Below are 22,577 nucleotides of genomic sequence, written 5' to 3' on the forward strand. Positions count from 1 at the left end.
CGTGAGCGCCCAGGTATTGGAGCCCCACCATGTCCCACCGACTGTCCCTGCGCACCGCGGCCGTCACCGCCGCCCTGGTCGCCGGGGTGCTCGCCCCGGCCGGCGGCGCGTTCGCCTCCGACACCACGCCCAAGCCGGTGGCGAGCGACCGGGCGGCCGCCGACAAGGCCGACAAGGCAGAGAAGGAAGCAAGGGCCGACAAGACCGCCGAGCCTGTCGAGGCCGGACAGGCCGAGGCGAGCCCGGCCCCGTCCCGGGACAGCGACGAGGCGCGCAAGCGGGCCGCCGTCGCGAAGGCGCCGCGCGGCGGCGTGGCGGCGGGCGAACGCCCGGCGTCCGACGGCGGCTCCACGTCCACCGCGCTCGTCGCCTCGCTCTCCGCGGCGGCGCTCCTCGTGGGCGCGGGCACCGTGGTGCTGCGCCGCCGCGCGTCGCAGCGCTGAGCGTCCGTCCGCCTTGACGGCCCCCTGGCGCCGTCCGCCGTTCTGCGGGCGGCGCCACCCGCTCCCCGTCCCAGGAGTCTCTTGTGCACCAGCCGAGGTGGCGCGTGGCCGCCCTGTCCCTCTTCCTCCTCGCCCCGCTCACCGCGTGCGCGTCGGGGGCCGGAGCTCGGATCAGCGGCGACGCGAGCACCGCCCCGCCCTCCCGCTCCGCCGGCCACCTCCCCGGGCCCGGCCGCACCGCCGCCGCGCACCCCGACCGGGTGACCATCGCCTCGATCGGCGTCGACAGCGCCCTGCTCCCGCTCGGCCTGAACCGGGACGGCACCGTCGAAGTCCCGCCCGCCCGGCAGGGCATGACGGCCGGCTGGTACACCGGCGGCGCGGCGCCGGGCGAACGCGGAGCCGCCGTGATCATCGGCCACAACGACACCAGGTACGGCAGAGCCGTCTTCCACGACCTGCGCCGACTTCACAAGGGCGCGGACGTCACCGTGCGCGACACCCTCGGGAGAACGGCCCACTTCAGGGTCACGGCGACCGAAACGGTCAGCAAGAAGGAGTTCCCGACCCAGAAGGTCTACGGGGCCACCGGCGCCCGCACCCTGCGCCTGATCACCTGCGACGGAGCGTTCGACGCCCAGGGCCACCCCGTGGACAACCTCATCGTCTACGCCGAACTCGACGGGCCCGGGGCGTGAGGTGAAGGGCTCCGGGCGGGGTGACGTGTCCGACATGGGGCGCGTGCCAACTCGCGGCCCGCGTCGGCCTGTTGGGTGCCGCGCGGCCGGGGCGCCCCGCGCCGACCGCCGGCCGGTCGGTGCCGGCCGGCATGTCGGGGCGAACGTCGTACGTCAGCGCGTCCGGCCGGCCACCAGGCGGTAGAGCAGGAGCACGATCACCGAACCGACGATGGCGGCGATCCAGGTGGACAGGCTGAAGAAGCCGTCGATGGAGTGGACTCCGAAGATCACCTTGCCGAGCCAGCCGCCGAGGAGGCCGCCCACGATGCCGATCAGCATCGTGATGAGGCAGCCGCCGGGGTCCTTGCCCGGGGTGAGTGCCTTGGCGATCGCTCCCGCGATGAGTCCGATCAGGATCCAGGCGATGATGCCCACGAGTTCGTCCCTTCCGTTCCGTTGCGTGAAGCCGGCCGACGGGGGAGCCCGACTCCGGCGCTGTTTCTCATGTCCCGGTTCGATCTTTGTACACAGGACCAAAGTCCTCACCCGCGGCGCACAGCTCGCCGCGGGGGCTCCCGGAGAAGTTGCCGGTCTTTTCCGCCCGGCTTAATTTGGCGCCGAGACGACCTTTCAGGGCTGAAGGCCAAGAGCGGCACCAGCACAGGAAGAGAAATGCCGGATGGCGAAAGGCTTGCCGCGCGGAACGCCCGGAAGGACCCGGGCAGGAAAGACACGGACGGCCCGCACGCCGGCCACGGACCGCATGGTGCGCACCCTTCTGCGGCAACGCAAGAAGGCGCTCAGTGCCGAGGACGTGACGGTGTCGGACCGGCCGACGGTCCGGCGCGCCGTGACGGCCGCCGCGCTCGGCAACACCATGGAGTGGTTCGACTTCGGTGTCTACGCCTATTTGGCGGGCACGATCGGAAAAGTCTTCTTCCCCTCCAGTTCGCCCGGCGCCCAGGTGGTCTCCACCTTCGCCACGTTCGCCGCGGCGTTCCTCGTCCGTCCCCTGGGCGGCCTGGTCTTCGGACCGCTCGGCGACCGCATCGGCCGCCAGCGTGTCCTGGCCGCGACCATGATCATGATGGCGGCCAGCACCTTCGCGGTCGGGTTCCTCCCGTCGTACGCCTCGATCGGGTTCGCCGCGCCGCTGCTGCTCCTCCTGTGCCGGCTGGTCCAGGGCTTCTCCACCGGCGGCGAGTACGCGGGCGCCACGACGTACATCGCCGAGTACGCGCCCGACCAGCGCCGGGGCTTCCTCGGCAGCTGGCTCGACTTCGGCACCTTCGTGGGCTACTCCCTCGGCTCCGGTCTGGTCACCGTGCTGACGCTGACCCTGGGCTCGGACGGGCTGGAGAGCTGGGGCTGGCGCATCCCGTTCTTCGTCGCGGGGCCGCTCGGCCTCATCGGCCTGTACATGCGGCTGAAACTGGAGGAGACACCCGCGTTCCAGAAGGAGGCGGCCCACGAGGCCGCCGAGTGCGGGGACGCCGAGGAGGACGGCGACACCGACCCCGTCGAGGCGGCCCGGCAGTCCGGCAAGGGCCGGCTCAAGGAGATCTTCACCCGCCATTGGCAGGCCGTGCTGATCTGCATGGGGCTCGTGCTGCTCTACAACGTCACCAACTACATGGTGACGTCCTACCTGCCGACCTACATGACCGTGACGCTGGGGGAGAGCGACACCACCGCGCAACTCCTGGTCCTCGGGACCATGCTGCTGGTGGTGCTCACCATCACCGTCGTCGGCCGCAGCTCGGACCGGTGGGGCAGACGGCCCATGTTCATGGGCGGCAGCATCGCGATGATCGCCCTGGCCGTCCCCGCGTTCCTGCTGATCAGGGAGGGCGGCATCCTGCTGCCCGCCTTCGGCTGTGTGATCCTCGGCCTGCTCCTGGTCTGCTTCGCGGGGACGGCGGCGGCCACCCTTCCGGCCCTCTTCCCCACCCGGCTGCGGTACGGCGCCCTGTCGATCGCCTTCAACATCTCGGTGTCCCTGTTCGGCGGCACCACCCCGCTGGTCGCCTCGTTCCTGGTCGACGCCACCGGCAACACGCTGGTACCGGCGTTCTACCTGATGGCGGCCGGACTGATCGGGCTCGTCTCGACGTTCTTCCTGCACGAGACGGCGGGCCGCCCGCTGCGCGGCTCGGGGCCCATGGTCGAGACGCCCGACGAGGCCCGCGCCCTCGTGGCCCGCAGCCGCACCGAGGCCGGGCGGCACGCGCGCGATGTCTGGCTGCGCCTGTGGCACCCCCTCGGCGGCCGGAGTCGCGCAGAGAAGCCCCGCCACAAGGACTGACGCGGGGCGGAACGGCACGACCACCCGCCCCGGCGGAGGTCCGTCTCATCGCGCGGTTCGTGGGCACACGTAGGGGGACTCTCACAGACTAGGAGCGACGACGATGGACGATTCCTCCCTGCGCGCCGTGGGGTGGGCACGCTCCCTGCCGATGAGCAGCGGGGTGAAGGCGGCCCGCGACTGGACCCGTGACCATCTGCGGGCGCTGGGCTGGCAGGACAGCGCGCCGGACACGGTGGACTCGGTGCTGCTCACCGTGTCGGAGCTGGTCACCAACGCGCACGTACACGCGAAGAGCACGGCGCTGCTGGTGCTGACCTGGGACGGCGACTGCCTGCACGTCACCGTGCACGACTCCTCGCCCGAGCCGCCCGAACCCCGCAAGCCGGACGAGGACGCCCTCGGCGGCCGCGGCATGCTGCTGATCGACGCGCTGGCGGACACCTGGCAGGCTTACCCGTGCCCGCGCGGCAAGGACGTCACCGCCTGTTTCCGGCCGGAGTACGTCGGCTGACGGCGCGGGCCCTCACCCCTCGCCGGCGAGGACCCGGTCCGGGGTGAGGGGCAGTTCGCGCAGCCTGACCCCGGTGGCGTGGCGGACGGCGTTGCCGATGGCGGCGGCCGTGCCCACGATGCCGATCTCACCGATCCCCTTGCTGCCCATGGGGTTGAGATGCGGGTCGTCCTCGTCGACCCAGTACGCCTCGATGGCGGGCACGTCCGCGTGCGCGGGCACGTGGTACGAGGCCAGGTCGGACTCGGTGAAGTCCCCGAAGGCGGCATCCATCGTGCTGCCCTCCGTCAGCGCCATCCCCAGGCCCATCGTCATCCCGCCGATGAACTGCGAGCGCGCGGTGCGGGGGTTGAGGATGCGCCCGGCCGCGTACACGCCGAGCAGCCGGCGCACCCGGATCTCCCCCGTCACGGTGTCGACGCCGACCTCGGCGAAGTGGGCGCCGAAGGCGTGCCGGGCATAGTCGCTGTCCGCGTCGGCCGTGCCTGCCGTGTCCGCCGTGACGGTGACGCCCTCCGGTGGCAGCGGCCGCCCCTGCCGCTCGCGCAGGCTCTCGGCGAGTCGCGTACCGGCCTCGTGGACGGCCCAGCCCCAGGAGGCCGTGCCCGAGGAGCCGCCCGCGAGCGGCGCGGCGGGCAGGTCGCTGTCGCCGACCTCGATACGCACCCGGTCCAGCGGTACGCCGAGCGCGTCGGCGGCGACCTGGGCGAGCACCGTACGGGCGCCCGTGCCGATGTCGGTGGCGTTGACCCGGATCCCGAAGCTGCCGTCCGGGTGGGCGTGGGCGCTCGCCCGGCTCGGCGAGACGAGCGCGGGGTAGGTCGCCGCCGCCATGCCGCTACCGATCAGGACGGCCCCCTCGCGGTGTGCGCGGGGGCGCGGGTCGCGCTCGGCCCAGCCGAAGCGCCGGGCGCCCTCGCGCAGACACTCGGCGAGGTGCCGGCTGCTGAAGGGCCGCGCACTGTCCGGCTCGGTGTCGGTGTCGTTGCGCAGCCGCAGTTCGACGGGGTCCATGTCCAGGGCCAGGGCCAGTTCGTCCATCGCGGACTCCAGGGCGTACATGCCCGGTGCCTCGCCCGGGGCCCGCATCCAGGACGGGGTGGGCACGTCACGGGGGAGTACGCGGTGGGTGGTGCGGGAGTGCGGCGAGGGGTAGATGATCCGGGTGGCGGCGGCGGCCGTCTCCATGAACTCCTTGACGCGCGAGGTGTGCGAGGTCACCTCGTGCACCACGGAGATCAGGGTGCCGTCGCTCTCGGCGGCGAGCCGCACGCGTTGCAGCGTGGGCGCGCGGTGCCCCACCACGGCCGGCAACTGGCGGCGCGGAAGCACGAGCTTGACCGGCCGTCCGGTCACCCGGGCCGCCATGACGGCGAGCACCACATGCGGTCGCGGCGTCCCCTTGGAACCGAAGCCGCCGCCGACGTGCTCCGAGACGACCGTGATCCGCTCCTTGTCCAGGGCGAACAGGTCCGCCAGGGTGTCGCGCACCGTGGTGCTGCCCTGGCTGGCGTCGTGCACCGTCAGCCGGTCGCCCTGCCAGGAGGCGGTGGCCGCGTGCGGTTCCATGGGGTGGTTGTGCAGCGGCGGCACCCGGTAGCGGACGTCGACCCGGACGGGCGCGGTCGCGAACGCGTTGTCGGCCTCGCCGCGCAGGTGTTCGCCCGAAGTGCCGTCCTCGTCCTCGGGAACGTAGGCGTCGGGGTGATCGGCGCTCAGCTCCACCTCGTGCGGCTCCTCGGCGTAGGAGACCCGCACCGCGGCCGCCGCCTCGCGAGCCGTCTCCAGGGTGTCGGCGACGACGAGCGCGACGTACCACCCCCGGTGCGGGACCCGGTCGTCCTGCAGCACGGCGAGCGTCGCGTCGTCCGGCTCGCTCAGGCGCGGCGCGTTGCGATGGGTGAGGACGCCGAGGACGCCGGGCAGCGCCAGGGCCGCGGTGTCGTCGACGCCGGTCACCCTGCCCCGCGCCACCGCGGCGGGGACCGGCCACGCGTACGCGCATCCCTCGGGCGTGTGTTCCGCCGCGTAGCGGGCGGTCCCCGTCACCTTGGCGGGACCCTCCCTGCGCCCGGCGGGCGAACCGAGTGCGCTGACCGTGTCCGGCATGATGTCTCTCCGTGTGAGCGGGGGGCGGAAGTCAGGAGGCGGCGGAGGCGCCGGCCAGGCGGCGCAGCACGTCGCAGGCGAGGTTGCGGGCGAGCGGAACCTTGAAGGCGTTGTCCCGCAGGGGCGCGGCGGCGGCGAGTTCGGCGTCGACGGCCCGCCGGAACGCGTCGTCCGTCGCGGGGCCCTCCAGCAGCGCCCGCTCGGCGCGGAGCGCGCGCCAGGGCCGGTGGGCGAGTCCGCCGAACGCGATACGGACGTCGCGGACCACCTCGTCCCGCACGTCGAGGGCGACGGCCACGGAGGCGAGGGCGAAGGCGTACGACGCCCGGTCGCGGGCCTTGCGGTACGCGCTGGGGAGCCCCGCGGTCGTGGGCGGCAGGAGCACACCGGTGATGAGCTCGCCGGGCTCGATCTCGGTGTCGCGCTCCGGCCGGTCGCCGGGCAGCCGGTGGAACTCGGCGGCGGGCACGGCGCGGGCGCCCGCGGAGCCGTGCAGCTCCACCTGCGCGTCGAGCGCGGCGAGCGCGACGGCCATGTCGGAGGGGTGCGTCGCGATGCACTGCGGCGAGTGGCCGAGGACGGCGTGATCGCGGTGGACGCCGTCGCGTGCGCCGCACCCGGACCCCGGCTCCCGCTTGTTGCACGGCTTGTCCGTGTCCTGGAAGTAGGGGCAGCGGGTGCGCTGGAGAAGGTTGCCGCCGGTCGTGGCCATGTTCCGCAGCTGGCCCGACGCGCCCGCGAGCAGCGCCTGCGACAGCACGGGGTAGCGGTCCCGGACGAGCGGGTGGGCGGCGAGGTCGCTGTTGCTCACGGTGGCGCCGACGCGGACGGAGCCGTCGGGCAGCTCCTCGACGGTGTCCAGCGGCAGGTCGTGGACGGCGATCAGGGTCCGTGGCTGTTCCACGCCGAGCTTCATGAGGTCGACGAGGTTGGTGCCGCCGCCGAGGTAGCGGGCGTCCGGCCGGCCGGCGTGGGCCTCGGTCGCCTCCTCGACCGTACGGGCGCGCACATAGCTGAAGGGTTTCACCGGATCACGTCCTCGACGGCTTCGACGATGTGCGGGTAGGCGCCGCAGCGGCACAGGTTGCCGCTGAGCCGTTCACGGATCTCGTCCCTGGTGAGCTTCACGGGCGCACCGGTGGCGGCGCCCGGCCGGGTGACGTGCGAGGCGTGCCCCGCCGCGGCCTCCGCGAGAACTCCGACGGCGGAACAGAGCTGCCCGGGCGTGCAGTAGCCGCACTGGAACGCGTCACGCTCCAGGAACGCCTGCTGGAGGGGGTGCAGTTCGTCACCGTCGGCCGTACCCGCCAGCCCCTCGACGGTGGTGATGTCGGCGCCCTCGTGGGCGACGGCCAGCATGAGGCAGCTGTTCGCCCGCCGGCCGTCGACGAGGACGGTGCAGGCGCCGCACTGTCCGTGGTCGCAGCCCTTTTTGGCGCCGACGAGTCCGAGCTGTTCGCGCAGGACGTCCAGCACCGTCGTGCGGTGGTCGAGAGGCAGGCGGTGCGGGCTGCCATTGACCGTCAGAGACACTTCCGAACGGAAGGCGTCGGTGGACATGGTGCGCTGCTCCTCAGGTGACGCGTCGGCTGCGATGGACGTGGCGCTCGACCAGCGTGTGCCAGTCCGCACCGGGCGGCACGCCGAGAGGGCGCGCGCCGAGCGCTCTCACGCCGGGTGCCCGGCGGTGATGTCGAGGGCGTCGCGCAGGGAGAGCGCGGGCCCCTCGGCTGCCGGGGACGTCCGCGTGAGCGTGGGGTCCAGGAGGAACGCGACGTGGTCGCCGCCGTCGAACCGGTCGTGGACACGGCCCGCGAACCAGGCGAGCGCCTCGTTCAGGACGGGCGCACCGCCCGGCCCCTCGGACCAGTCGAGCCCGGCGAACTTGTCGTGCCGGACACCGCACAGCCCCCCGAACCGCTCGGCCAGATCGTGCTGCCGCCGGTCGAGAAGGTGCACGACCAGGGTCTGCGCCGTTCGGGCGAGACGGTAGGTGTGGTTCGCCTTGGACAGCCATACGGCGAACCGGACGGGGTCGAGGGAACACTGGCCGGCGAAGCCCACGAGACAGCCCGCGCGTTCCTCCCGCACGGCTGTGGTGACCACGTAGACGGGGGAGTCGGCCATTGAGGTGAAGGCGCCGAAGTCAGCCACGGCGCCCTCCCGACCTGCCCGGGGTCTGCTGCCCTGTGCTCGACCGTGCGGCCATGCGCCGTCCTTCCCGCGCTGCTGGGATGGGGGTGTCCGACCACCCCAGCGACCTTCGGAGCCAGCCGTGTCCGATCCTGTGCCCGACCCCGCGAACGACGACTCCTTTCCCGCCGAGTGCGGCCGTACGCATCTCTACGCGGGGGCCCGTTGCCGGATCCGGGGCCTGCCCGACCCGGCGGGCTTCACGGCCGCCCCGGCGCCGGTCGGCATCGCCCTGCGCTTCTGTGACGGGGTCACCGCTGCGGCAGAGCTCCTGCTGGACGACAGGGGCGAGCCGGCCCTGGCCGTGGCGGCCCACACCACGGCCGCCGGCACCCCGGTGGGCGAACGGCTCTGGGACGTGCGGGAGCTCCGGCTCGTCGGGGAGGAGGAGACGGAGGAGGTGGAGGTCGTCATCGGCCGCCGCCTGGACCCCGGGTCCGCCGGGCGGCAAAACTGAGCACGGCGGCACGCACCACGGCTACTTCCTCCCGGCCGAGGGCGCCGGCGACATCGCCCTCGCGCTGTTCAGCTTCCCCAGCCTCGCCGCGTACGAGCAGTACCGCGCGCGCTTCGGGCACGACCCCGACTTCACCGAGGCGGACCGGATCAGGGACGAGAGTAACTGCGTGCTGCGCTACGAACGCGCCTTCATGCGCCCGCTGTTGCCCGAACCGTCCGACCGCCCGGGCCTCCCGGACCCGGTCGGATCTCTCAGGGCCGGCCGGGCCGCTCGAGGGCGGTCGCTGACTCAGGACGGCGACGCGCGGCGGCAGTTGCCTCCAGCGGGCCCGCCCACGGTGACACACGCCCGTAGCACGGCCTTCGAAAACCCCGTGCAGGGTTGATCGTTGAGCCGTCGGGATACACACACGGGGTTCGCACCGCACCGAGACCGCCGGGACGGCACCGCGCCTGACCGGCCGACCGAGACTGGGGACGACCGACATGACCATCAGTCGCAGGGGATTGCTCGCCACCGGCGCCGCCTTCGGGCTGCTCACCGCATGCGGGTCCAACACGGGCCGCGACGGGGCGGGGGAGTCCGGCGAGGGGCCCGCACTGTCGCAGTGGTACCACCAGTACGGCGAGCAGGGCGCCGAGCAGGCCGTGAAGAAGTACGCCGCCGCCTACAAGAAGGCACGGGTCACCGTCCAGTGGCGGCCGGGCAACTACGACCAGCAGACGGCCGCCGCCCTGCTCACTACGTCCGGCCCCGACGTGTTCGAGGTCAACGGGCCGAGCCTGGACCAGATCCAGGGCAAGCAGGTGGCCGACCTCACCGATCTCTTCGAAGGCGTCAGGGACGATTTCAACCCGGCGGTACTCGCCCCGAAGACGTACGACGGCAGGATCTGGGGCATCCCACAAGTCATCGACATGCAGATGCTCTTCTACCGCAAGAGCCTCCTCGACGAAGCCGGCGTGAAGCCGCCCCGCACCCTGGACGAACTCGTCGACGCCGCGGCCGAGTTGACCGACAAGAAGGTCAAGGGCCTCTTCCTCGGCAACGACGCGGGCGCCGGGGTCCTCGGCGGCACCCCGCTCTACGCCGCCGGCCTCTCCCTGGTCACCGACGCCGGCAAGGTCGGCTTCGACGACCCCGCGGCCGCCCGCGCGCTCGGCAAGCTGCACCGGCTGTACGCCGACAAGTCGTTGCTGCTCGGCGCGCCCTCGGACTGGTCGGACCCCTCGGCGTTCATCCAGGGCCTCACCGCCATGCAGTGGTCGGGGCTGTGGGCGCTGCCCGCGATCCAGAAAGCGCTCGGTGACGACTTCGGGGTGCTGCCCTTCCCCAAGGACGGCGCTCAGGGCGCTCCGTCCGTACCGGTCGGCGCGTACGCGGCGGCGGTCTCCACGCGCAGCGCGCACCAGCGGGCGGGCAAGGACTTCCTGAAGTGGCTGTGGATCGACCGCACCGACCACCAGGAGGACTTCGCCCTCGGCTACGGCTTCCACATCCCGGCCCGTCTCTCACTCGCGAAGAAGGCGGACAGGCTCAAGGACGGCGCCGCGGCCGACGCCGTCCGCTTCACCACCGAACACGGTTACGCCCAGCCGCTGTTGTGGACGCCGGCGTCCCAGACCGCGTACCAGGACGCGCTCAACCGCATCGTCAAGGACGGCGCGAACCCGGAGAGCGAGCTGAGGGGAGTCGTGCGGAAGGTGTCCGCGGAGCTGGCCCGTGTGACGGCGAAGTGAGCGCGCCGCGGCCGCACGCGCCGGGACGACGGGCCGAACGCGACGGCGCCCGGTGGTTCTGGGTCTTCGTCGGCCCCTTCGTCCTCGGCCTCGGCCTGTTCACGTACGTACCGCTCGGCTGGAGCGTCTGGCTCAGCTTCTTCGACGCCCACAACACCGTCACCCCTGACCGCTTCGTCGGCCTCGACAACTACACCGCGCTGCTGCGGGACGACGCGTTCCGCTCCAGCCTGTGGACGTTCTGCGTCTTCACCCTCTTCATCGTGCCGACGACCTACGCCGCCTCGCTCGCCCTCGCTCTGATGGTGAACCGGCTGCGACGGGCCCAGGCGTTCTTCCGCTCGGTCTTCTTCCTCCCGGCGGCCTGCAGTTACGTCGTCGCCGCGCTGATCTGGAAGATGTCACTCTTCAACGGAGTACGGTTCGGGCTCGCCAACACCCTGCTCGGGTACGCCGGTTCGGACCCGGTCGCCTGGCTCTCGACCACGGACCCGCCCTGGTACTGGCTGGTCATCGTCACCGTACGGCTGTGGCTCCAGGCGGGGTTCTACATGATCCTCTTCCTGGCCGGCCTGCAACGGATCAGCCCCGCCCTCTACGAGGCCGCCGCGGTCGACGGGGCCCGGCCCGGCTGGCAGGTCTTCCGGCACATCACCTTCCCGCAGCTGCGTGCCACCTCCGTGGCCGTCGTACTGCTGCTCGTCATCAACGCCTTCCAGGCCTTCGACGAGTTCTACAACCTGCTCTCCGACGCCCGCGGTTACCCGCCCTACGCGCGCCCGCCGCTCGTCTACCTGTACTACACGGCTCTCGGCCAGGGCCAGAACCTCGGACTCGGCAGCGCGGGCGCGGTCCTCCTCGCCCTGATCATCGCCGTGGTGACGGTGGGTCAGGCGCGCTGGTTCGGGCTCGGCAGGAAGGAGGCGGACTGATGCCGCCGATCCAGGAGGGCGACGCCCTCGTCCGCACCGGGCGGGCCCTGCGGCTCGCCTTGCTCATCGCCCTCGCGCTGCTGTTCCTGGTCCCCTTCTATCTGCTCGTGCGCAACGGACTCGCCACCGAGCGGGACATCACCTCGCCCGACTGGACGTTCTTCCCGTCCCACGTGCAGTGGGGCAATCTGCGTGAACTCTTCGAGGACACGTCGGTCCCCTTCGCGCGCTCCCTCCTCAACTCGGCGCTCATCGCCGTCGCCACGACCCTGGGCACCCTGCTCCTCGCCTCACTGGCCGGATACGGTCTCGCCCGCATCCCGTACCGCCACGCGAACAAGGTCTTCTACGCGATCCTCGGCACGCTCATGGTCCCGGCGGCGGTGACCTTCGTGCCCACCTTCGTCCTGGTCTCGTCGCTCGGCTGGGTCTCCACCCTGCGCGGGCTCGTCGTCCCGACGCTGTTCTCCGCGTTCGCCTGCTTCGTCTTCCGGCAGTACTTCCTCGGCTTCCCCGGGGAGCTGGAGGACGCGGCCCGGGTCGACGGGCTCGGCCACTGGCGCACGTACTGGCTCGTGGTGGTGCCGAACGCCCGGCCCGTGTTCGCGGCGGTCGGCACCATCGTCTTCATCGGCGCCTGGAACTCGTTCCTGTGGCCGCTGGTCATCGGCCAGGACCGCGACGCGTGGACGGTGCAGGTGGCGCTGTCGTCGTTCAGCACCTCTCAAGTGGTGCGCCTGCACGAGCTGTTCATCGCGGCAGCGGTCTCGATCGTGCCGCTGCTGGCGGTGTTCCTGCTGTTCCAGCGGTGGATCGTGGCGGGGGTGGAGCGCTCGGGGATCGACTGAGCGGGGCGGCCGGGCGAGGTGACGCCGGGGTGAGACCCGGGCGCAGTTTGCGCGAAGTTGATTCAAACAGCCATTGACGCGTCAACTTCGAGCAAATAGCGTCGGGGTATTCCGTCGCGGGGTGGCGCCCCCCGCGACGACCACTGGTGGCTTCACGGCTCCCCCCGAGGGCGGAGCCGTGCGGCCTGTCCCACCCCAGGAAGGCTCCGCGTGCGCAGACGTTCCCTCCTCGCGGCGGCCGCCGCCACGACGCTCGCGGCAGCCCCGCTCGCGTCCGGCTGCGGCCCCTCGGCCACCGCGGGCGGCGGCTCCCGGCGCGGCCACCTCACGTACGGCGTCTGGGACGTCTACCAGGTCCCCGCGATGAAGCGGGCGGCGCGGGAGTTCGAGCGCACCCGGCCCGGGGTGACCGTCGACGTCCAGCTCACCCCGAACGGGACGTACTGGACCAAACTGCGCACCGCCTGCACCGGAGGCGCCGCCCCCGACGTCTTCTGGATGAACGGCCCCAACTTCGGCCTCTACGCCGACGCGGGACAGCTCCTGCCCCTGGAGACCGAAGGGGCCGACGCCGTGCTGCGGCCCGCCGACTTCCCCGCGGACCTGGTCTCCCTCTACCGCTGGAACGGCGTCCAGTACGGTGTCCCGAAGGACTTCGACACCGTCGCGCTCTGGTTCAACAAGGAGATCTTCGACCGGGCCAAGGTCGACTACCCCGACTCCACCTGGACCTGGCAGGACCTGATCGTCAACGCCCAGCGGCTCACCGACCGCAGACGCGGCATCCACGGCGTCGGAGCCCCGGTCCGCGCCCAGGAGAACTACTACAACTCCATCCCCCAGGCCGGCGGCTGGGTCATCTCCCCGGACAAGCGGCACTCCGGCTACTCCGACGAGCACACCCAGGAGGGGCTGCGGTTGTGGATCGACCTGATCCACCGCTACCGGGCGTCGCCGACCCTCCAACAGATGGCCGACACCGACCCCACCCAGATGTTCCAGTCCGGAACGCTGGCCATGACCTACGAAGCGTCCTACAACGCGGCGACGTTCTACCGGGACTCCGAACTCCGCGCCAAGGTCGACGTCGCGCCGATGCCCAGGGGCCGCCGCCGCGCCACCGTCCTGCACGGCCTGGCCAACGTCGTCTACGCCCGCACACCCCACCCCGAACTGGCCCGCGAGTTCGTCAGGTTCCTCGGCGGCGAACACGCCTCGCTGCTCCAGGGCACGTACGGCACCGCCATCCCGGCCCGCAACGGCACCGCCGAACCGTGGGCCGCGGGCATGCCGCGCTTCGACCTCCGGGTGCACCTGGACGCGCTCGACTACGCGGTGCCCTTCCCCGGCTCCGCCAACAGCTCGGCCTGGCAGCACAAGGAACAGATGTGGCTCGCCAGGGCGTGGAGCGGCAACGAGAGCCTCAGGAGCACCGCGGGCTCCCTGACCGACGCGATGAACCAGCTGCTCGCGCAGGAGAGGAAGGGCCGGTCCTGATGAGCCTCGACGTGCGTACGGACACCGCCGTACCGGCGCAGCGCGGCCGCCCGGTCGCTCTCGACCAGCGCGCACTGCGCCGACGCGAGCGCCGCTTCCGCCACCGCGACAAGTGGTGGGGGTACGCCCTCATCGCCCCGGCGGGACTCGGCCTCGCGGTCTTCTACCTGTGGCCCGTCGTGCAGACGCTCTACTACAGCTTCACCGAGTGGGGCGCGTTCGGCGGGACCACCTGGATCGGCCTGTCCAACTACCGCACCCTCGTGGGCGACCCGGAGTTCTGGCACTCCCTGGGCAATACCGGCATCTACACCGGACTCGTCCTGCTCGGCATCCCGCTGTCGATGGCGCTCGCCGTGCTGCTCAACATCAAGGGCCTGCGCGGCACCGGCGTCTACCGCACCCTCTACTTCCTGCCCGTCGTCACGATGCCCGCCGCCGTCGCGGTGGTCTGGCGCTGGCTCTACAACGGCGACGCGGGCATCCTCAACCACGCCCTGTCCTCGATCGGTGTCGACGGCACCTACTGGGTCTCCGACCCGCACACCATCCGCTTCGCCGTCGCGGTCGTCGGCGTGTGGATGACCGTCGGCTACAACATGATCCTGCTGCTCGCCGGGCTCCAGAGCATCCCCGGCGACTACTACGAGGCGGCCGCGCTCGACGGCGCGGGACGCGTGCGGCAGTTCTTCTCCGTCACGCTGCCCCTGCTCAGCCCCACCCTCTTCTTCACCACCGTGCTCTCGGTCATCCAGTCCCTGCAGGTCTTCGACCTGGTGTACCTGATCATCGGCGCCAACACGAACAACTCGCTCCAGAACCCGGCCTACGGCGAGGGCCAGACCGTCGTGATGCTCTTCCTCCAGAAGGCGTTCTTCGACAACCAGCGCGGCTACGGCGCCGCGATCGTGTGCGTGCTGTTCGTCCTCATCATGGCGCTCACCGCCGTCCAGTTCCGGTTGCAGAAGAGGTGGGTCCACTATGCGTGAACCGACGCGCGGAGCGCGCCGCGAGGGCAGGATGTGGCCCGCTCACGTCCTGCTCGCGCTGGGCGCGGTCATCACCGTCTTCCCCCTGGTGTGGGAGCTCCTCACCTCGTTCAAGAGCTTCGGCGAGTCCGTCCAGGTGCCGCCGACGATCCTGCCCGCGCACTGGGACTGGTCGAACTACCCGAAGGTCTTCGACGGGGTCCCCTTCGGACAGCAGTTCCTCAACACCGTCGTGATGGCGCTGCTGCGCACCGCGGCCCAGCTCGTGCTCTGCTCGATGGCGGCCTACGCCTTCGCCCGGATCCGCTTCCCCGGGCGCGGGGCGATCTTCCTCGGCTTCCTCGCCGTGCTGATGGTGCCCGGCCAGCTCTTCCTGCTGCCGCAGTACCAGATCATGCAGAGCCTCGGCTGGCTGGACTCCATGCAGGCGCTGGTGGTCCCCGGCATGTTCTCCGCCTTCGGCACCTTCCTGCTGCGCCAGTTCTTCATGGGGCTGCCCGAGGAGCTGGAGGAAGCGGCGCGGCTCGACGGCGCCAACCCCTTCACCGTCTTCTGGCGGATCGCCCTGCCGCTGGCCCGCCCCGGGCTCCTCGCGCTCGGCATCCTCACGTTCCTGTGGTCCTGGAACGACCTGATGTGGCCGCTCATCGTCAACACCGACCCGGCGAAGATGCCGCTCTCGGCCGGTCTTGCCTCCCTCCAGGGCGCCCACCTGACCGAGTACCCGGTGCTGATGGCCGGGTCCCTCCTCGCGACGCTCCCGGTGATCGTGGTCTTCGTGGCCATGCAGCGCCAGTTCATCCAGGGCATCGCTTTCTCCGGCATGAAGGGCTGAACACGCGTGACCGACACCTCCTCCGTCTCCACCGCACCGGCCGGCAGTGACACGCACACCAGGGACCTGCGCCTCGGCGTCATCGGGCTCGGCCTGCGCGCCACCCTCGCCCAGGAGGCCCATCACCCCGGCGAGGGATCCGCGGTGGTCGCCGTCGCCGACACCTCGCCCGCCATGTTCGACCGGGCCCGCTCCTGGTTCGGCGACGATGTCCACGTCTATCCCGGCCACCGCGAGATGATCGCCGCCGAGGAACTCGACGCGGTCTTCGTCATCACCCCCGACCACACCCACGAGGCCCTCGCGATCGATCTGCTGACGGCCGGGGTCGCCGTCTTCGTGGAGAAGCCGCTCGCCATCACCACCGAGGGCTGCGACCGCGTCCTGGAGGCCGCGCGCACCGGCGGCGCCCGCCTCTACGTGGGCCACAACATGCGGCACATGCCGGTGGTCCGGGTCATGCGCGACCTCATCGAGCGTGGCGAGATCGGCGAGGTCAAGGCCGTGTGGTGCCGCCACTTCGTCGGCCACGGCGGCGACTTCTACTTCAAGGACTGGCACGCCGACCGCCGCAACACCACCGGCCTCCTCCTGCAGAAGGGCGCCCACGACCTGGACGTCATCCACTGGCTGGCCGGCGCCTACACCGAGCGGGTCAGCGCCCTCGGCGGACTCACCGTCTACGGGGAGATCACCGACCGCTCGGGACAGGCGCCAGGAGCGGTCATGCCGGACTGGTACGACCCCGAGAACAACTGGCCACCCCTCTCCCTGACCGGACTCAACCCCGTCGTCGACGTCGAGGACCTGTCGATGATGGTCATGCGGCTCGAAGGCGGCGTGCACGCCAGTTACCAGCAGTGCCACTACACGCCCGACTACTGGCGCAACTACACGGTCATCGGCACCGAGGGCCGCCTGGAGAACTTCGGCGACCACGGCGAGACGGCGGAGGTCCGGGTCTGGAAGCGACGCAGCGGCTACCGCGCCGACGCCGACCTCGTCGTCCCCATGCCGGCCCCTGGTGACGGCGGGCACGGCGGCTCCGACCCGCTGCTGGTGGCCGAGTTCCTGCGCTTCGTCCGCGCCGGCGGGGCGACGGACACCAGCCCGGTCGCGGCCCGCGAAGCCGTCGCGGCGGGCGTCGCGGCGACGGAGTCGCTGCGCGCCGACGGCCGTCCCGTCACGGTCGGGCGCGTCGACCCCGAACTGGCGCGGTGGTTCGCGGCCGGCCAGCGCTGAGGCCACCGGCCGCATCGCGCCATGTTCGGTCCGGTCCGTTTAGAGGTGAGTGGCTCGGATAGTCGGGTGGAGTCGCCGGAAAGGACGCACGGTGCAGCCCTGCATCGCCTGACTACAAGCGACTGACGTACGGAGGTAGCACTATGACCGAGAACATCTGGAACTACCCGGCCAGTGCTGGTCACACTCCGAATGCCGACCTGACGGGGTACAAGGTCGAGGCGACCGACGGGCACATCGGCAAGGTGGACAAGCACTCCAACGATGTCGGATCGCAGTACATCGTGGTGGACACCGGTGTGTGGATCTTCGGCAAGGAGGTCCTGCTGCCCGCCGGCACCATCACGGGCATCGACGCCGAGGCGAAGACGATCCAGGTGGCGCGCACCAAGGACGAGATCAAGAGTGCGCCCGAGTTCAACAAGGAGAAGCACCTGGGCGACGCCGGCTACCACGAGCAGCTCGGCACGTACTACGGCCCGTCCGGCACACCCGGTACCCCGGGCACGCCTGGCACCCCGGGTACGCCCGGCGCTCCGGGCGCGGGCCCGGGCCGCCCCACGATCTGACCTCAGGTCGTAAAGGCAGGACAGAGGGCCGGGCCGCCATGTGCGGCCCGGCCCTCGCACGTGTACGCCCGCCCAGGCCCCTCCCGTACGCCCACCTTGCTCGGTCCGCACGCCGCGAGGTGGAAAGAGCGGCACAACGGGGAACGCGTCGAACATGTCCATGGATCACACACAGGCCCCCGTCCTGGAAGCTCTCGACGCCTACCGCAGGGACGGCCTGCTGGCGTTCACCCCGCCCGGCCACAAGCAGGCACGCGGCGCCGACCCCGAGACCCGCAGGATCCTGGGGGACGCCGTCTTCTTCGGTGACCTGCTGGCCTCCGGCGGCCTGGACGACCGGCGCCAGCGCGGCCAGTACCTGCGCCACGCCGAGGAACTCATGGCGGACGCCGTCCACGCCGACCACACGTTCTTCACCACCTGCGGCAGCTCGCTCTCGGTCAAGGCGGCGATGCTGTCGGTCGCCGGGCCCCACGAGGAGCTGCTGATCGGCCGGGACGCGCACAAGTCCGTGGTGTCCGCCCTGATCCTCTCCGGCATCGTGCCGGTGTGGGTCGAGCCGCGCTGGGACGCCGAGCGGCATCTGGCCCACGCCCCGTCCGCGGCGGACTTCGAAGCCGCCCTGGAGGCCCACCCCCGGGCCAAGGGAGCCCTGGTCACCAGCCCCACGCCGTACGGCGCCTGCGCGGATCTCCAGGCCATCGCCGAGGTCTGCCACCGGCGGGGCCGCCCGCTCATCGTGGACGAGGCCTGGGGCGCGCACCTGCCGTTCCACCCCGACCTCCCGACGTGGGCGATGGACGCGGGCGCGGACGTCTGCGTGACCAGCATCCACAAGATGGGCAGCGGCCTCGAACAGGGCTCGGTCTTCCATCTGCAAGGCGACCTCGTCGCGCCGGACGTCCTGAAGAACCGCGCGGACCTGTGGGGCACGACGAGCCCGTCGGTCCTCATCTACGCGGGACTGGACGGATGGCGCCGTCAAATGGCCCTGCACGGGCAGGAGTTGCTCACCCATGCCCTGGACCTCGCGGGCGAGGTACGCGCCGGCATCGAGGCCATCGACGGCATGCACGTGAACGACCGGAGCGACTTCTGCGGGCCGGACCTCGCCGACGACCTCGATCCGCTCCCCGTCGTCGTCGACCTCGCAGGCCCCGCGCTCTCCGGTTACCGCGCCGCGGACTGGCTGCGCGAACACCGGGGCATCAACGTCCACCTGGCCGACCACCGCCGCATCAACGTCCAGATCACGTACGCGGACAGCCACGAGACCACCCGGCCGCTGCTCCAGGCCCTGCGGGACCTCGCCGACGTGTCGCGCGGCTGGGACGCGGCGCCGCCGGTCGAGGTCCCGGACCCCACCGAGCTGCGGATGGAGCAGGCGTGCCTGCCGCGGGACGCCTTCTTCGCCCGGACCGAGGACGTGCCCGTCGACAAGGCCGCGGGCCGGGTCGCCGCCGAGATGGTGACGCCCTACCCGCCCGGCATCCCCGCGGTCCTGCCGGGCGAGCGCCTCACCGAGCCCGTCCTCGCCTACCTGTCCTCGGGCGTCGAGGCCGGAATGAACCTCCCCGACGCCGCGGACCCCGCCTTCCGTACGGTCCGCGTCACCGCTGACCGCTGACCGCTGACCGCTGGCGCGAACGGCCTCGGCCGCCCCGGGGCGGCCGAGGCCGAGTGGTTACAGCGCGTCCCGGGGGAGCGTCTCGTTCCAGGTGCGCGAGAAGACGCGGCGGTCGGACTCGTACGCGTCCAGGGTCGCGTTCACCTGGAAGGAGGTGGCGTCGCAGCGCAGCGTCGTGCTGGTGCGGACCCGCACGTCCCAGTCGTCGCGGCGGAAGCTCATGGTCCAGGTCGACTCGCCCTCGGGCGAGGTGAAGTCGTCGGCCGTGGACGTGTACCGCTCCACCGCACGGCACCCCACATCCAGATCGATCGCGTCGAAGTGGATGGTGCCGCGGTCCTTCACGATCTCCAGCGTCGAGCCGTAGTCCACCAGATCGCGGGTGACCTCCCAGCGCTCCTCCGGCGGCGTCACGGAGCGGGTGGTGAGGGGGCGCGTGCCCTCCGGGGTCTCGAAGGGGGACGACATCGCCGTGTCGTCCTCGTTCGAGGCGGGACGGACCGGCAGCACGACGCGGCAGGACTCCTCGTGGACCGTCAGCGACGTGGGGCACGGCGGCGGCCAGGCCAGCGGCCAGTACGACGTCGACAGGGAGAGCCGCACACGGTGGCCCGGCGGGAACGCCTGGGCCACGCCGTTGAGGCTGATGACGGCCCGGTACCGCTCTCCCGGCTCCAGCGGGGCGGGCTCGTCCGCGCCGTCCCGGCGCGTCAGGTTGAGGATGCCGTACGTGACGCGGGTGGCCCGGCCGTCGGGCGCCACGTCGGACAGCCGGGCCGCGACCATCGCGACGGGCTGGTCCGCGCTCACCTCCACCTCGACGCGCGGCACCCCGAGGATCTCGAGGCGCTCGGCGAGCGGTTCCGTCTCGTAGACCAGGGAGCCGCCGTCTTCCTCGCGCTGGTCGTAGGGGAGGTCCGGCGGCGCGTTGTACGACGCCCACTTGCCGGCGAACTGGCCCACGGACAGCGGCGACTGGATACTGGTCCGGGCCGGCTCCCCGGCCTTCTCCGCAGGCGACGACAGCCGGCCCGAGCCCAGCTGGTAGGCGGTCTCCTCAAGGCGGTCGAACGGCCAGGACTCACCCACCCAGCGTCCGGGGCGCTCCTCGTAGGACGTGGACGGCGGCACGCTCTCCTGCATCCAGGCCCGCAGCATCGGGCCGTCCATCACCCCGTTCTCCTCGCCCTTGAGCCAGTGGTCCCACCAGCGCACGACCTCCTGGAGGTAGCCGATCGCGGGCCCCGGCTCGCCCAGGTGCGGGTACTTGTGCGACCACGGGCCGATCAGGCCCTTGCGGGGGACATCGAGGTGGGCGAGGAGCCGCGTCACCGCGTTCGAGTACCCGTCCGCCCAGCCGCTGGAGGCCAGCACGGGGCAGCGGACCGCCGCGTAGTCCTCGCAGACGGAGGCGTGCCGCCAGTAGTCGTCGCGGCGCTGGTGGCGCAGCCAGTTGAGCACCCACGGCTCGACGGACTCCAGGCGTTCGTGCCACATCGTGCGCCACTCGTCGCCGACCGTCGCGGGGTCGGGCGGGCAGGTGGAGTAGGCGAACATGGTGCCCGCCTCGCCGAGGTTGTCGGAGAGCAGTGCCCCGCCCATGTAGTGCATGTCGTCGGCGTAGCGGTCGTCCGTGAACGAGGAGAGGACGACGGCCCGCAGGCTCGGCGGCCGGCGGGCGGCCACCTGGAGTGCGGCGAACGCGCCCCAGGAGATGCCCATCATCCCGGTGCTGCCGTCGCACCAGGGCTGCGCCGCCAGCCATTCGAGGACTTCCTCGGCGTCGGCCTGCTCGCGCTCCAGGTACTCGTCGGTGAGGACCCCCTCGGAGTCACCGGTGCCCCGCAGGTCGACGCGGACGCAGGCGTACCCGTGCCCGGCGATGTACGGGTGGTGGATCGAGTCGCGGACCGAACTGAGGTCCCGCTTGCGGTAGGGGATGTACTCCAGGACGGCGGGGACCGGGGTGCTGTCGGAGGAGAGAGGACGCCAGACGCGGGCCGACAGGTGGATGCCGTCCGACATCGGGATCCTGACGTTCTCCTCTTCCTTCGTGGCGTGCGGGAGGTTGTCGACGTATCGCATGGCTCTCTCAGGAGGAGGGGGCGGTCGGGCTGTCGAAGGTCAGGCGGAGGGCCGCCACGCAGCGGTCGTACTTCTCACGCAGCTCCTCCTCACTGTCACCTCCGGTGAAGATGTGTGCCACTTCATAGCTGTAGCTGTCCTGTTGGCCGACGTCGGAGAGGCGCTGCTCCTCGTCGGGCACGATGTCGATGCGGACGCCGGGTATCGACTCGGCGATCCGTTCGATCTCGTCGGCCGACGGGATGCGGCGGACCACGCCGTCGGTGAACCAGCGGTAGTACCACTTCGCCGCCAGCGCGTAGGGGCCCTGACGGCTGGGGAGGGCGGGGTCCTCGCCCAGGGCGAGCGCCAGCATGCAGTGGTGGTTGGGCGCCCCGTCGACGTAGTCGAACAGCTCGGCGTGCGACTGGGAGTGCCGCGGGTTGATCTCCAGGATCGCGACCGAGTCGGTGTGCGGGTCGTAGAAGAACTCGATGCTGAAGGTCGCCTCGTTCATGCCGATGCGGCGCATCACCCGCTCGGAGACGTCCCGCAGGCGCTGCTGCACCGGCGTCGGCAGCGTCGAGGGGTACTGGTGGCGCAGGAAGCTCGTGGACTCCGGGTAGTTGATCGAGTCGAGCACGCCGTAGACGGTGACCTCACCCTCGTGGACGTACCCCTCGACCGCGACCTGGAGCCCTTCGAGGGTCTCCTCCGCCAGACAGACCTGGGCGCCCACACCGTCCATCTCCGGCGGGAGTTCGAGCTGCTCCAGGATGTACTCGAAGGGGCGGCCGACGCGCTGGATGCCGTTGCGGATGTGCTCGACGGCCTCCCGGAACTCGTCCATGTCCTTGACGCCGTAGGCCAGTTCGGAGGAGTACGACAGCGCGGGCTTGAGCCACATCGGGAAGGAGACACCCTCCGGCGGCCGGGGATCGTCCGCGGTCAGGTCGACGCGCCCGAAGTTGGGATGCTCCGAGACCACCTCCGCCTGGACCAGCCGGCTCCAGTACTTGTGCTCGCACTTGACGACCGACTCCAGGCTCGTGGCACGGGTGCCGTACCGCTCGCCGAGCACGGCCACCAGCGTGCTGACCGGGAAGTCCCAGTAGCCGACGATCGCGTCGATGGGGCCGTCGAAGGAGTCGAGCACCTTGCAGGCACGGTCGATCAGGTCAGGGACGCTGACCTCGCCCTCCTGTAGCTCCTCGATGGTCAGGAGGCGATGGAACTCCAGGTCGGCGGCGTGCGGGACGGCCTGCAGAGCGGGCAGGTTGGCGTCGTCGAGGCCGAGGACGAATACGTTCTTGCGGCGCTGAGTCACGAGCGGCTCCTAAGGTTGACGATGCGGGCCTGGGTACCCGCCGTCGGCCCACGCACACGTCGCGCCCCATCCGCCACCTGCGACAAAGGGGTGAGGAATCGCACGTTCGGGTCTTCCGGGGGCCGCACCCGGCACCGCGTCGCCGAGCTACTGGTGGACGGACCCGCGCACGCGCGGGGCCCGGGGCGGCCGGAGCCGCGGCCC

Annotated in this window: 21 protein-coding genes and 1 pseudogene; 15 read left to right on the top strand and 7 right to left on the bottom strand. The window is 71.6% G+C overall.

Features of this window, described 5'->3' with window-relative positions:
- The first annotated feature begins 29 nt into the window (after positions 1-29).
- Both ACZ45E_RS37000 and ACZ45E_RS37005 read left to right on the top strand, forming a co-directional pair.
- Positions 30-443 (top strand): hypothetical protein, encoded by a 414-nt coding sequence (locus tag ACZ45E_RS37000; protein ID WP_468230082.1) that lies wholly within the window; start codon positions 30-32, stop codon positions 441-443.
- Between the two features lie 83 nt (positions 444-526).
- Positions 527-1,141 (top strand): class F sortase, encoded by a 615-nt coding sequence (locus ACZ45E_RS37005; protein WP_468230085.1) that lies wholly within the window; start codon positions 527-529, stop codon positions 1,139-1,141.
- Between the two features lie 153 nt (positions 1,142-1,294).
- Here the strand turns inward: ACZ45E_RS37005 and ACZ45E_RS37010 are convergent, their stop codons facing one another.
- On the bottom strand, positions 1,295-1,558 hold the full coding sequence (locus tag ACZ45E_RS37010; protein ID WP_468230088.1) for a GlsB/YeaQ/YmgE family stress response membrane protein: 264 nt from the start codon (positions 1,556-1,558) through the stop codon (positions 1,295-1,297).
- Between the two features lie 328 nt (positions 1,559-1,886).
- Between ACZ45E_RS37010 and proP the strand changes: the two genes are divergently transcribed.
- Together proP and ACZ45E_RS37020 are read left to right on the top strand one after the other, a co-directional pair.
- The gene (gene proP / locus ACZ45E_RS37015) at positions 1,887-3,428 is read left to right on the top strand and encodes a glycine betaine/L-proline transporter ProP (RefSeq protein ID WP_468230091.1); all 1,542 of its coding nucleotides are present in this window, start codon (positions 1,887-1,889) and stop codon (positions 3,426-3,428) included.
- 103 nt (positions 3,429-3,531) lie between these two features.
- On the top strand, positions 3,532-3,942 hold the full coding sequence (locus ACZ45E_RS37020; protein WP_468230093.1) for an ATP-binding protein: 411 nt from the start codon (positions 3,532-3,534) through the stop codon (positions 3,940-3,942).
- A gap of 12 nt (positions 3,943-3,954) precedes the next feature.
- On the opposite strand, the gene ACZ45E_RS37025 is transcribed toward ACZ45E_RS37020, so the two are convergent.
- From ACZ45E_RS37025 to ACZ45E_RS37040, 4 genes are all read right to left on the bottom strand, one after another.
- Positions 3,955-6,051 (bottom strand): xanthine dehydrogenase family protein molybdopterin-binding subunit, encoded by a 2,097-nt coding sequence (locus ACZ45E_RS37025; protein WP_468230096.1) that lies wholly within the window; start codon positions 6,049-6,051, stop codon positions 3,955-3,957.
- A gap of 31 nt (positions 6,052-6,082) precedes the next feature.
- A complete protein-coding gene (locus tag ACZ45E_RS37030; RefSeq protein ID WP_468230099.1) occupies positions 6,083-7,078 on the bottom strand; it encodes an FAD binding domain-containing protein in 996 nt (331 codons plus the stop codon).
- On the bottom strand, positions 7,075-7,611 hold the full coding sequence (locus ACZ45E_RS37035; RefSeq protein ID WP_468230102.1) for a 2Fe-2S iron-sulfur cluster-binding protein: 537 nt from the start codon (positions 7,609-7,611) through the stop codon (positions 7,075-7,077). Before ACZ45E_RS37035 ends, ACZ45E_RS37030 begins: the two co-directional genes overlap by 4 nt.
- A 108-nt stretch (positions 7,612-7,719) precedes the next feature.
- Positions 7,720-8,205, bottom strand: a complete 486-nt coding sequence (locus ACZ45E_RS37040) for a flavin reductase family protein (RefSeq protein WP_468230104.1) — start codon at positions 8,203-8,205, stop codon at positions 7,720-7,722.
- A 121-nt stretch (positions 8,206-8,326) separates the two neighbouring features.
- Between ACZ45E_RS37040 and ACZ45E_RS37045 the strand changes: the two genes are divergently transcribed.
- The 11 genes and pseudogenes from ACZ45E_RS37045 (at position 8,327) to ACZ45E_RS37095 (ending at position 18,982) form a co-directional block, all read left to right on the top strand.
- The gene (locus ACZ45E_RS37045) at positions 8,327-8,701 is read left to right on the top strand and encodes a hypothetical protein (RefSeq protein ID WP_468230107.1); all 375 of its coding nucleotides are present in this window, start codon (positions 8,327-8,329) and stop codon (positions 8,699-8,701) included.
- A 1-nt stretch (position 8,702) separates the two neighbouring features.
- Positions 8,703-8,912, top strand: a pseudogene (locus ACZ45E_RS37050) (NIPSNAP family protein); the annotation flags it as partial.
- A gap of 277 nt (positions 8,913-9,189) precedes the next feature.
- Positions 9,190-10,443 carry an ABC transporter substrate-binding protein gene (locus tag ACZ45E_RS37055; protein ID WP_468230109.1) on the top strand — a complete coding sequence of 418 codons (1,254 nt, stop codon included), beginning with the start codon at positions 9,190-9,192 and terminating at the stop codon, positions 10,441-10,443.
- Positions 10,440-11,375 (top strand): carbohydrate ABC transporter permease, encoded by a 936-nt coding sequence (locus tag ACZ45E_RS37060; protein ID WP_468230113.1) that lies wholly within the window; start codon positions 10,440-10,442, stop codon positions 11,373-11,375. Before ACZ45E_RS37055 ends, ACZ45E_RS37060 begins: the two co-directional genes overlap by 4 nt.
- Positions 11,375-12,223 carry a carbohydrate ABC transporter permease gene (locus ACZ45E_RS37065; protein ID WP_468230115.1) on the top strand — a complete coding sequence of 283 codons (849 nt, stop codon included), beginning with the start codon at positions 11,375-11,377 and terminating at the stop codon, positions 12,221-12,223. Before ACZ45E_RS37060 ends, ACZ45E_RS37065 begins: the two co-directional genes overlap by 1 nt.
- A 210-nt stretch (positions 12,224-12,433) precedes the next feature.
- Positions 12,434-13,720 carry an ABC transporter substrate-binding protein gene (locus ACZ45E_RS37070; RefSeq protein WP_468230117.1) on the top strand — a complete coding sequence of 429 codons (1,287 nt, stop codon included), beginning with the start codon at positions 12,434-12,436 and terminating at the stop codon, positions 13,718-13,720.
- Positions 13,720-14,709, top strand: a complete 990-nt coding sequence (locus tag ACZ45E_RS37075) for a carbohydrate ABC transporter permease (protein WP_468230119.1) — start codon at positions 13,720-13,722, stop codon at positions 14,707-14,709. Before ACZ45E_RS37070 ends, ACZ45E_RS37075 begins: the two co-directional genes overlap by 1 nt.
- The gene (locus tag ACZ45E_RS37080) at positions 14,702-15,544 is read left to right on the top strand and encodes a carbohydrate ABC transporter permease (RefSeq protein WP_468230123.1); all 843 of its coding nucleotides are present in this window, start codon (positions 14,702-14,704) and stop codon (positions 15,542-15,544) included. The genes ACZ45E_RS37075 and ACZ45E_RS37080 overlap by 8 nt, the downstream gene beginning before the upstream one ends.
- Before the next feature lie 6 nt (positions 15,545-15,550).
- The gene (locus tag ACZ45E_RS37085; protein ID WP_468230126.1) at positions 15,551-16,786 is read left to right on the top strand and encodes a Gfo/Idh/MocA family protein; all 1,236 of its coding nucleotides are present in this window, start codon (positions 15,551-15,553) and stop codon (positions 16,784-16,786) included.
- 143 nt (positions 16,787-16,929) lie between these two features.
- Positions 16,930-17,355 carry a PRC-barrel domain-containing protein gene (locus tag ACZ45E_RS37090; protein WP_468230129.1) on the top strand — a complete coding sequence of 142 codons (426 nt, stop codon included), beginning with the start codon at positions 16,930-16,932 and terminating at the stop codon, positions 17,353-17,355.
- A 154-nt stretch (positions 17,356-17,509) separates the two neighbouring features.
- Positions 17,510-18,982: an aminotransferase class I/II-fold pyridoxal phosphate-dependent enzyme gene (locus ACZ45E_RS37095; protein ID WP_468230132.1), complete on the top strand. Its 1,473-nt coding sequence runs from the start codon at positions 17,510-17,512 to the stop codon at positions 18,980-18,982.
- Positions 18,983-19,039: 57 nt separating this feature from the next.
- Here the strand turns inward: ACZ45E_RS37095 and ACZ45E_RS37100 are convergent, their stop codons facing one another.
- A complete protein-coding gene (locus ACZ45E_RS37100) occupies positions 19,040-21,067 on the bottom strand; it encodes a CocE/NonD family hydrolase (protein ID WP_468230135.1) in 2,028 nt (675 codons plus the stop codon).
- Between the two features lie 7 nt (positions 21,068-21,074).
- The gene (locus ACZ45E_RS37105) at positions 21,075-22,373 is read right to left on the bottom strand and encodes an ATP-grasp domain-containing protein (protein ID WP_468230138.1); all 1,299 of its coding nucleotides are present in this window, start codon (positions 22,371-22,373) and stop codon (positions 21,075-21,077) included.
- Positions 22,374-22,577 lie beyond the last annotated feature (204 nt).

The sequence above is a fragment of the Streptomyces sp. NPDC030991 genome (assembly GCF_055571235.1).

Bases quoted from the DNA above. Each gene is read 5' to 3' on its own strand.
- ACZ45E_RS37075 (WP_468230119.1), top strand. From the start codon at position 13,720: ATGAGCCTCGACGTGCGTACGGACACCGCCGTACCGGCGCAGCGCGGC.
- ACZ45E_RS37055 (WP_468230109.1), top strand. From the start codon at position 9,190: ATGACCATCAGTCGCAGGGGATTGCTCGCCACCGGCGCCGCCTTCGGG.
- ACZ45E_RS37065 (WP_468230115.1), top strand. From the start codon at position 11,375: ATGCCGCCGATCCAGGAGGGCGACGCCCTCGTCCGCACCGGGCGGGCC.
- ACZ45E_RS37035 (WP_468230102.1), bottom strand. From the start codon at position 7,611: ATGTCCACCGACGCCTTCCGTTCGGAAGTGTCTCTGACGGTCAATGGC.
- ACZ45E_RS37090 (WP_468230129.1), top strand. From the start codon at position 16,930: ATGACCGAGAACATCTGGAACTACCCGGCCAGTGCTGGTCACACTCCG.
- ACZ45E_RS37000 (WP_468230082.1), top strand. From the start codon at position 30: ATGTCCCACCGACTGTCCCTGCGCACCGCGGCCGTCACCGCCGCCCTG.
- ACZ45E_RS37080 (WP_468230123.1), top strand. From the start codon at position 14,702: ATGCGTGAACCGACGCGCGGAGCGCGCCGCGAGGGCAGGATGTGGCCC.
- ACZ45E_RS37020 (WP_468230093.1), top strand. From the start codon at position 3,532: ATGGACGATTCCTCCCTGCGCGCCGTGGGGTGGGCACGCTCCCTGCCG.
- proP (WP_468230091.1), top strand. From the start codon at position 1,887: ATGGTGCGCACCCTTCTGCGGCAACGCAAGAAGGCGCTCAGTGCCGAG.
- ACZ45E_RS37025 (WP_468230096.1), bottom strand. From the start codon at position 6,051: ATGCCGGACACGGTCAGCGCACTCGGTTCGCCCGCCGGGCGCAGGGAG.
- ACZ45E_RS37100 (WP_468230135.1), bottom strand. From the start codon at position 21,067: ATGCGATACGTCGACAACCTCCCGCACGCCACGAAGGAAGAGGAGAAC.
- ACZ45E_RS37095 (WP_468230132.1), top strand. From the start codon at position 17,510: ATGTCCATGGATCACACACAGGCCCCCGTCCTGGAAGCTCTCGACGCC.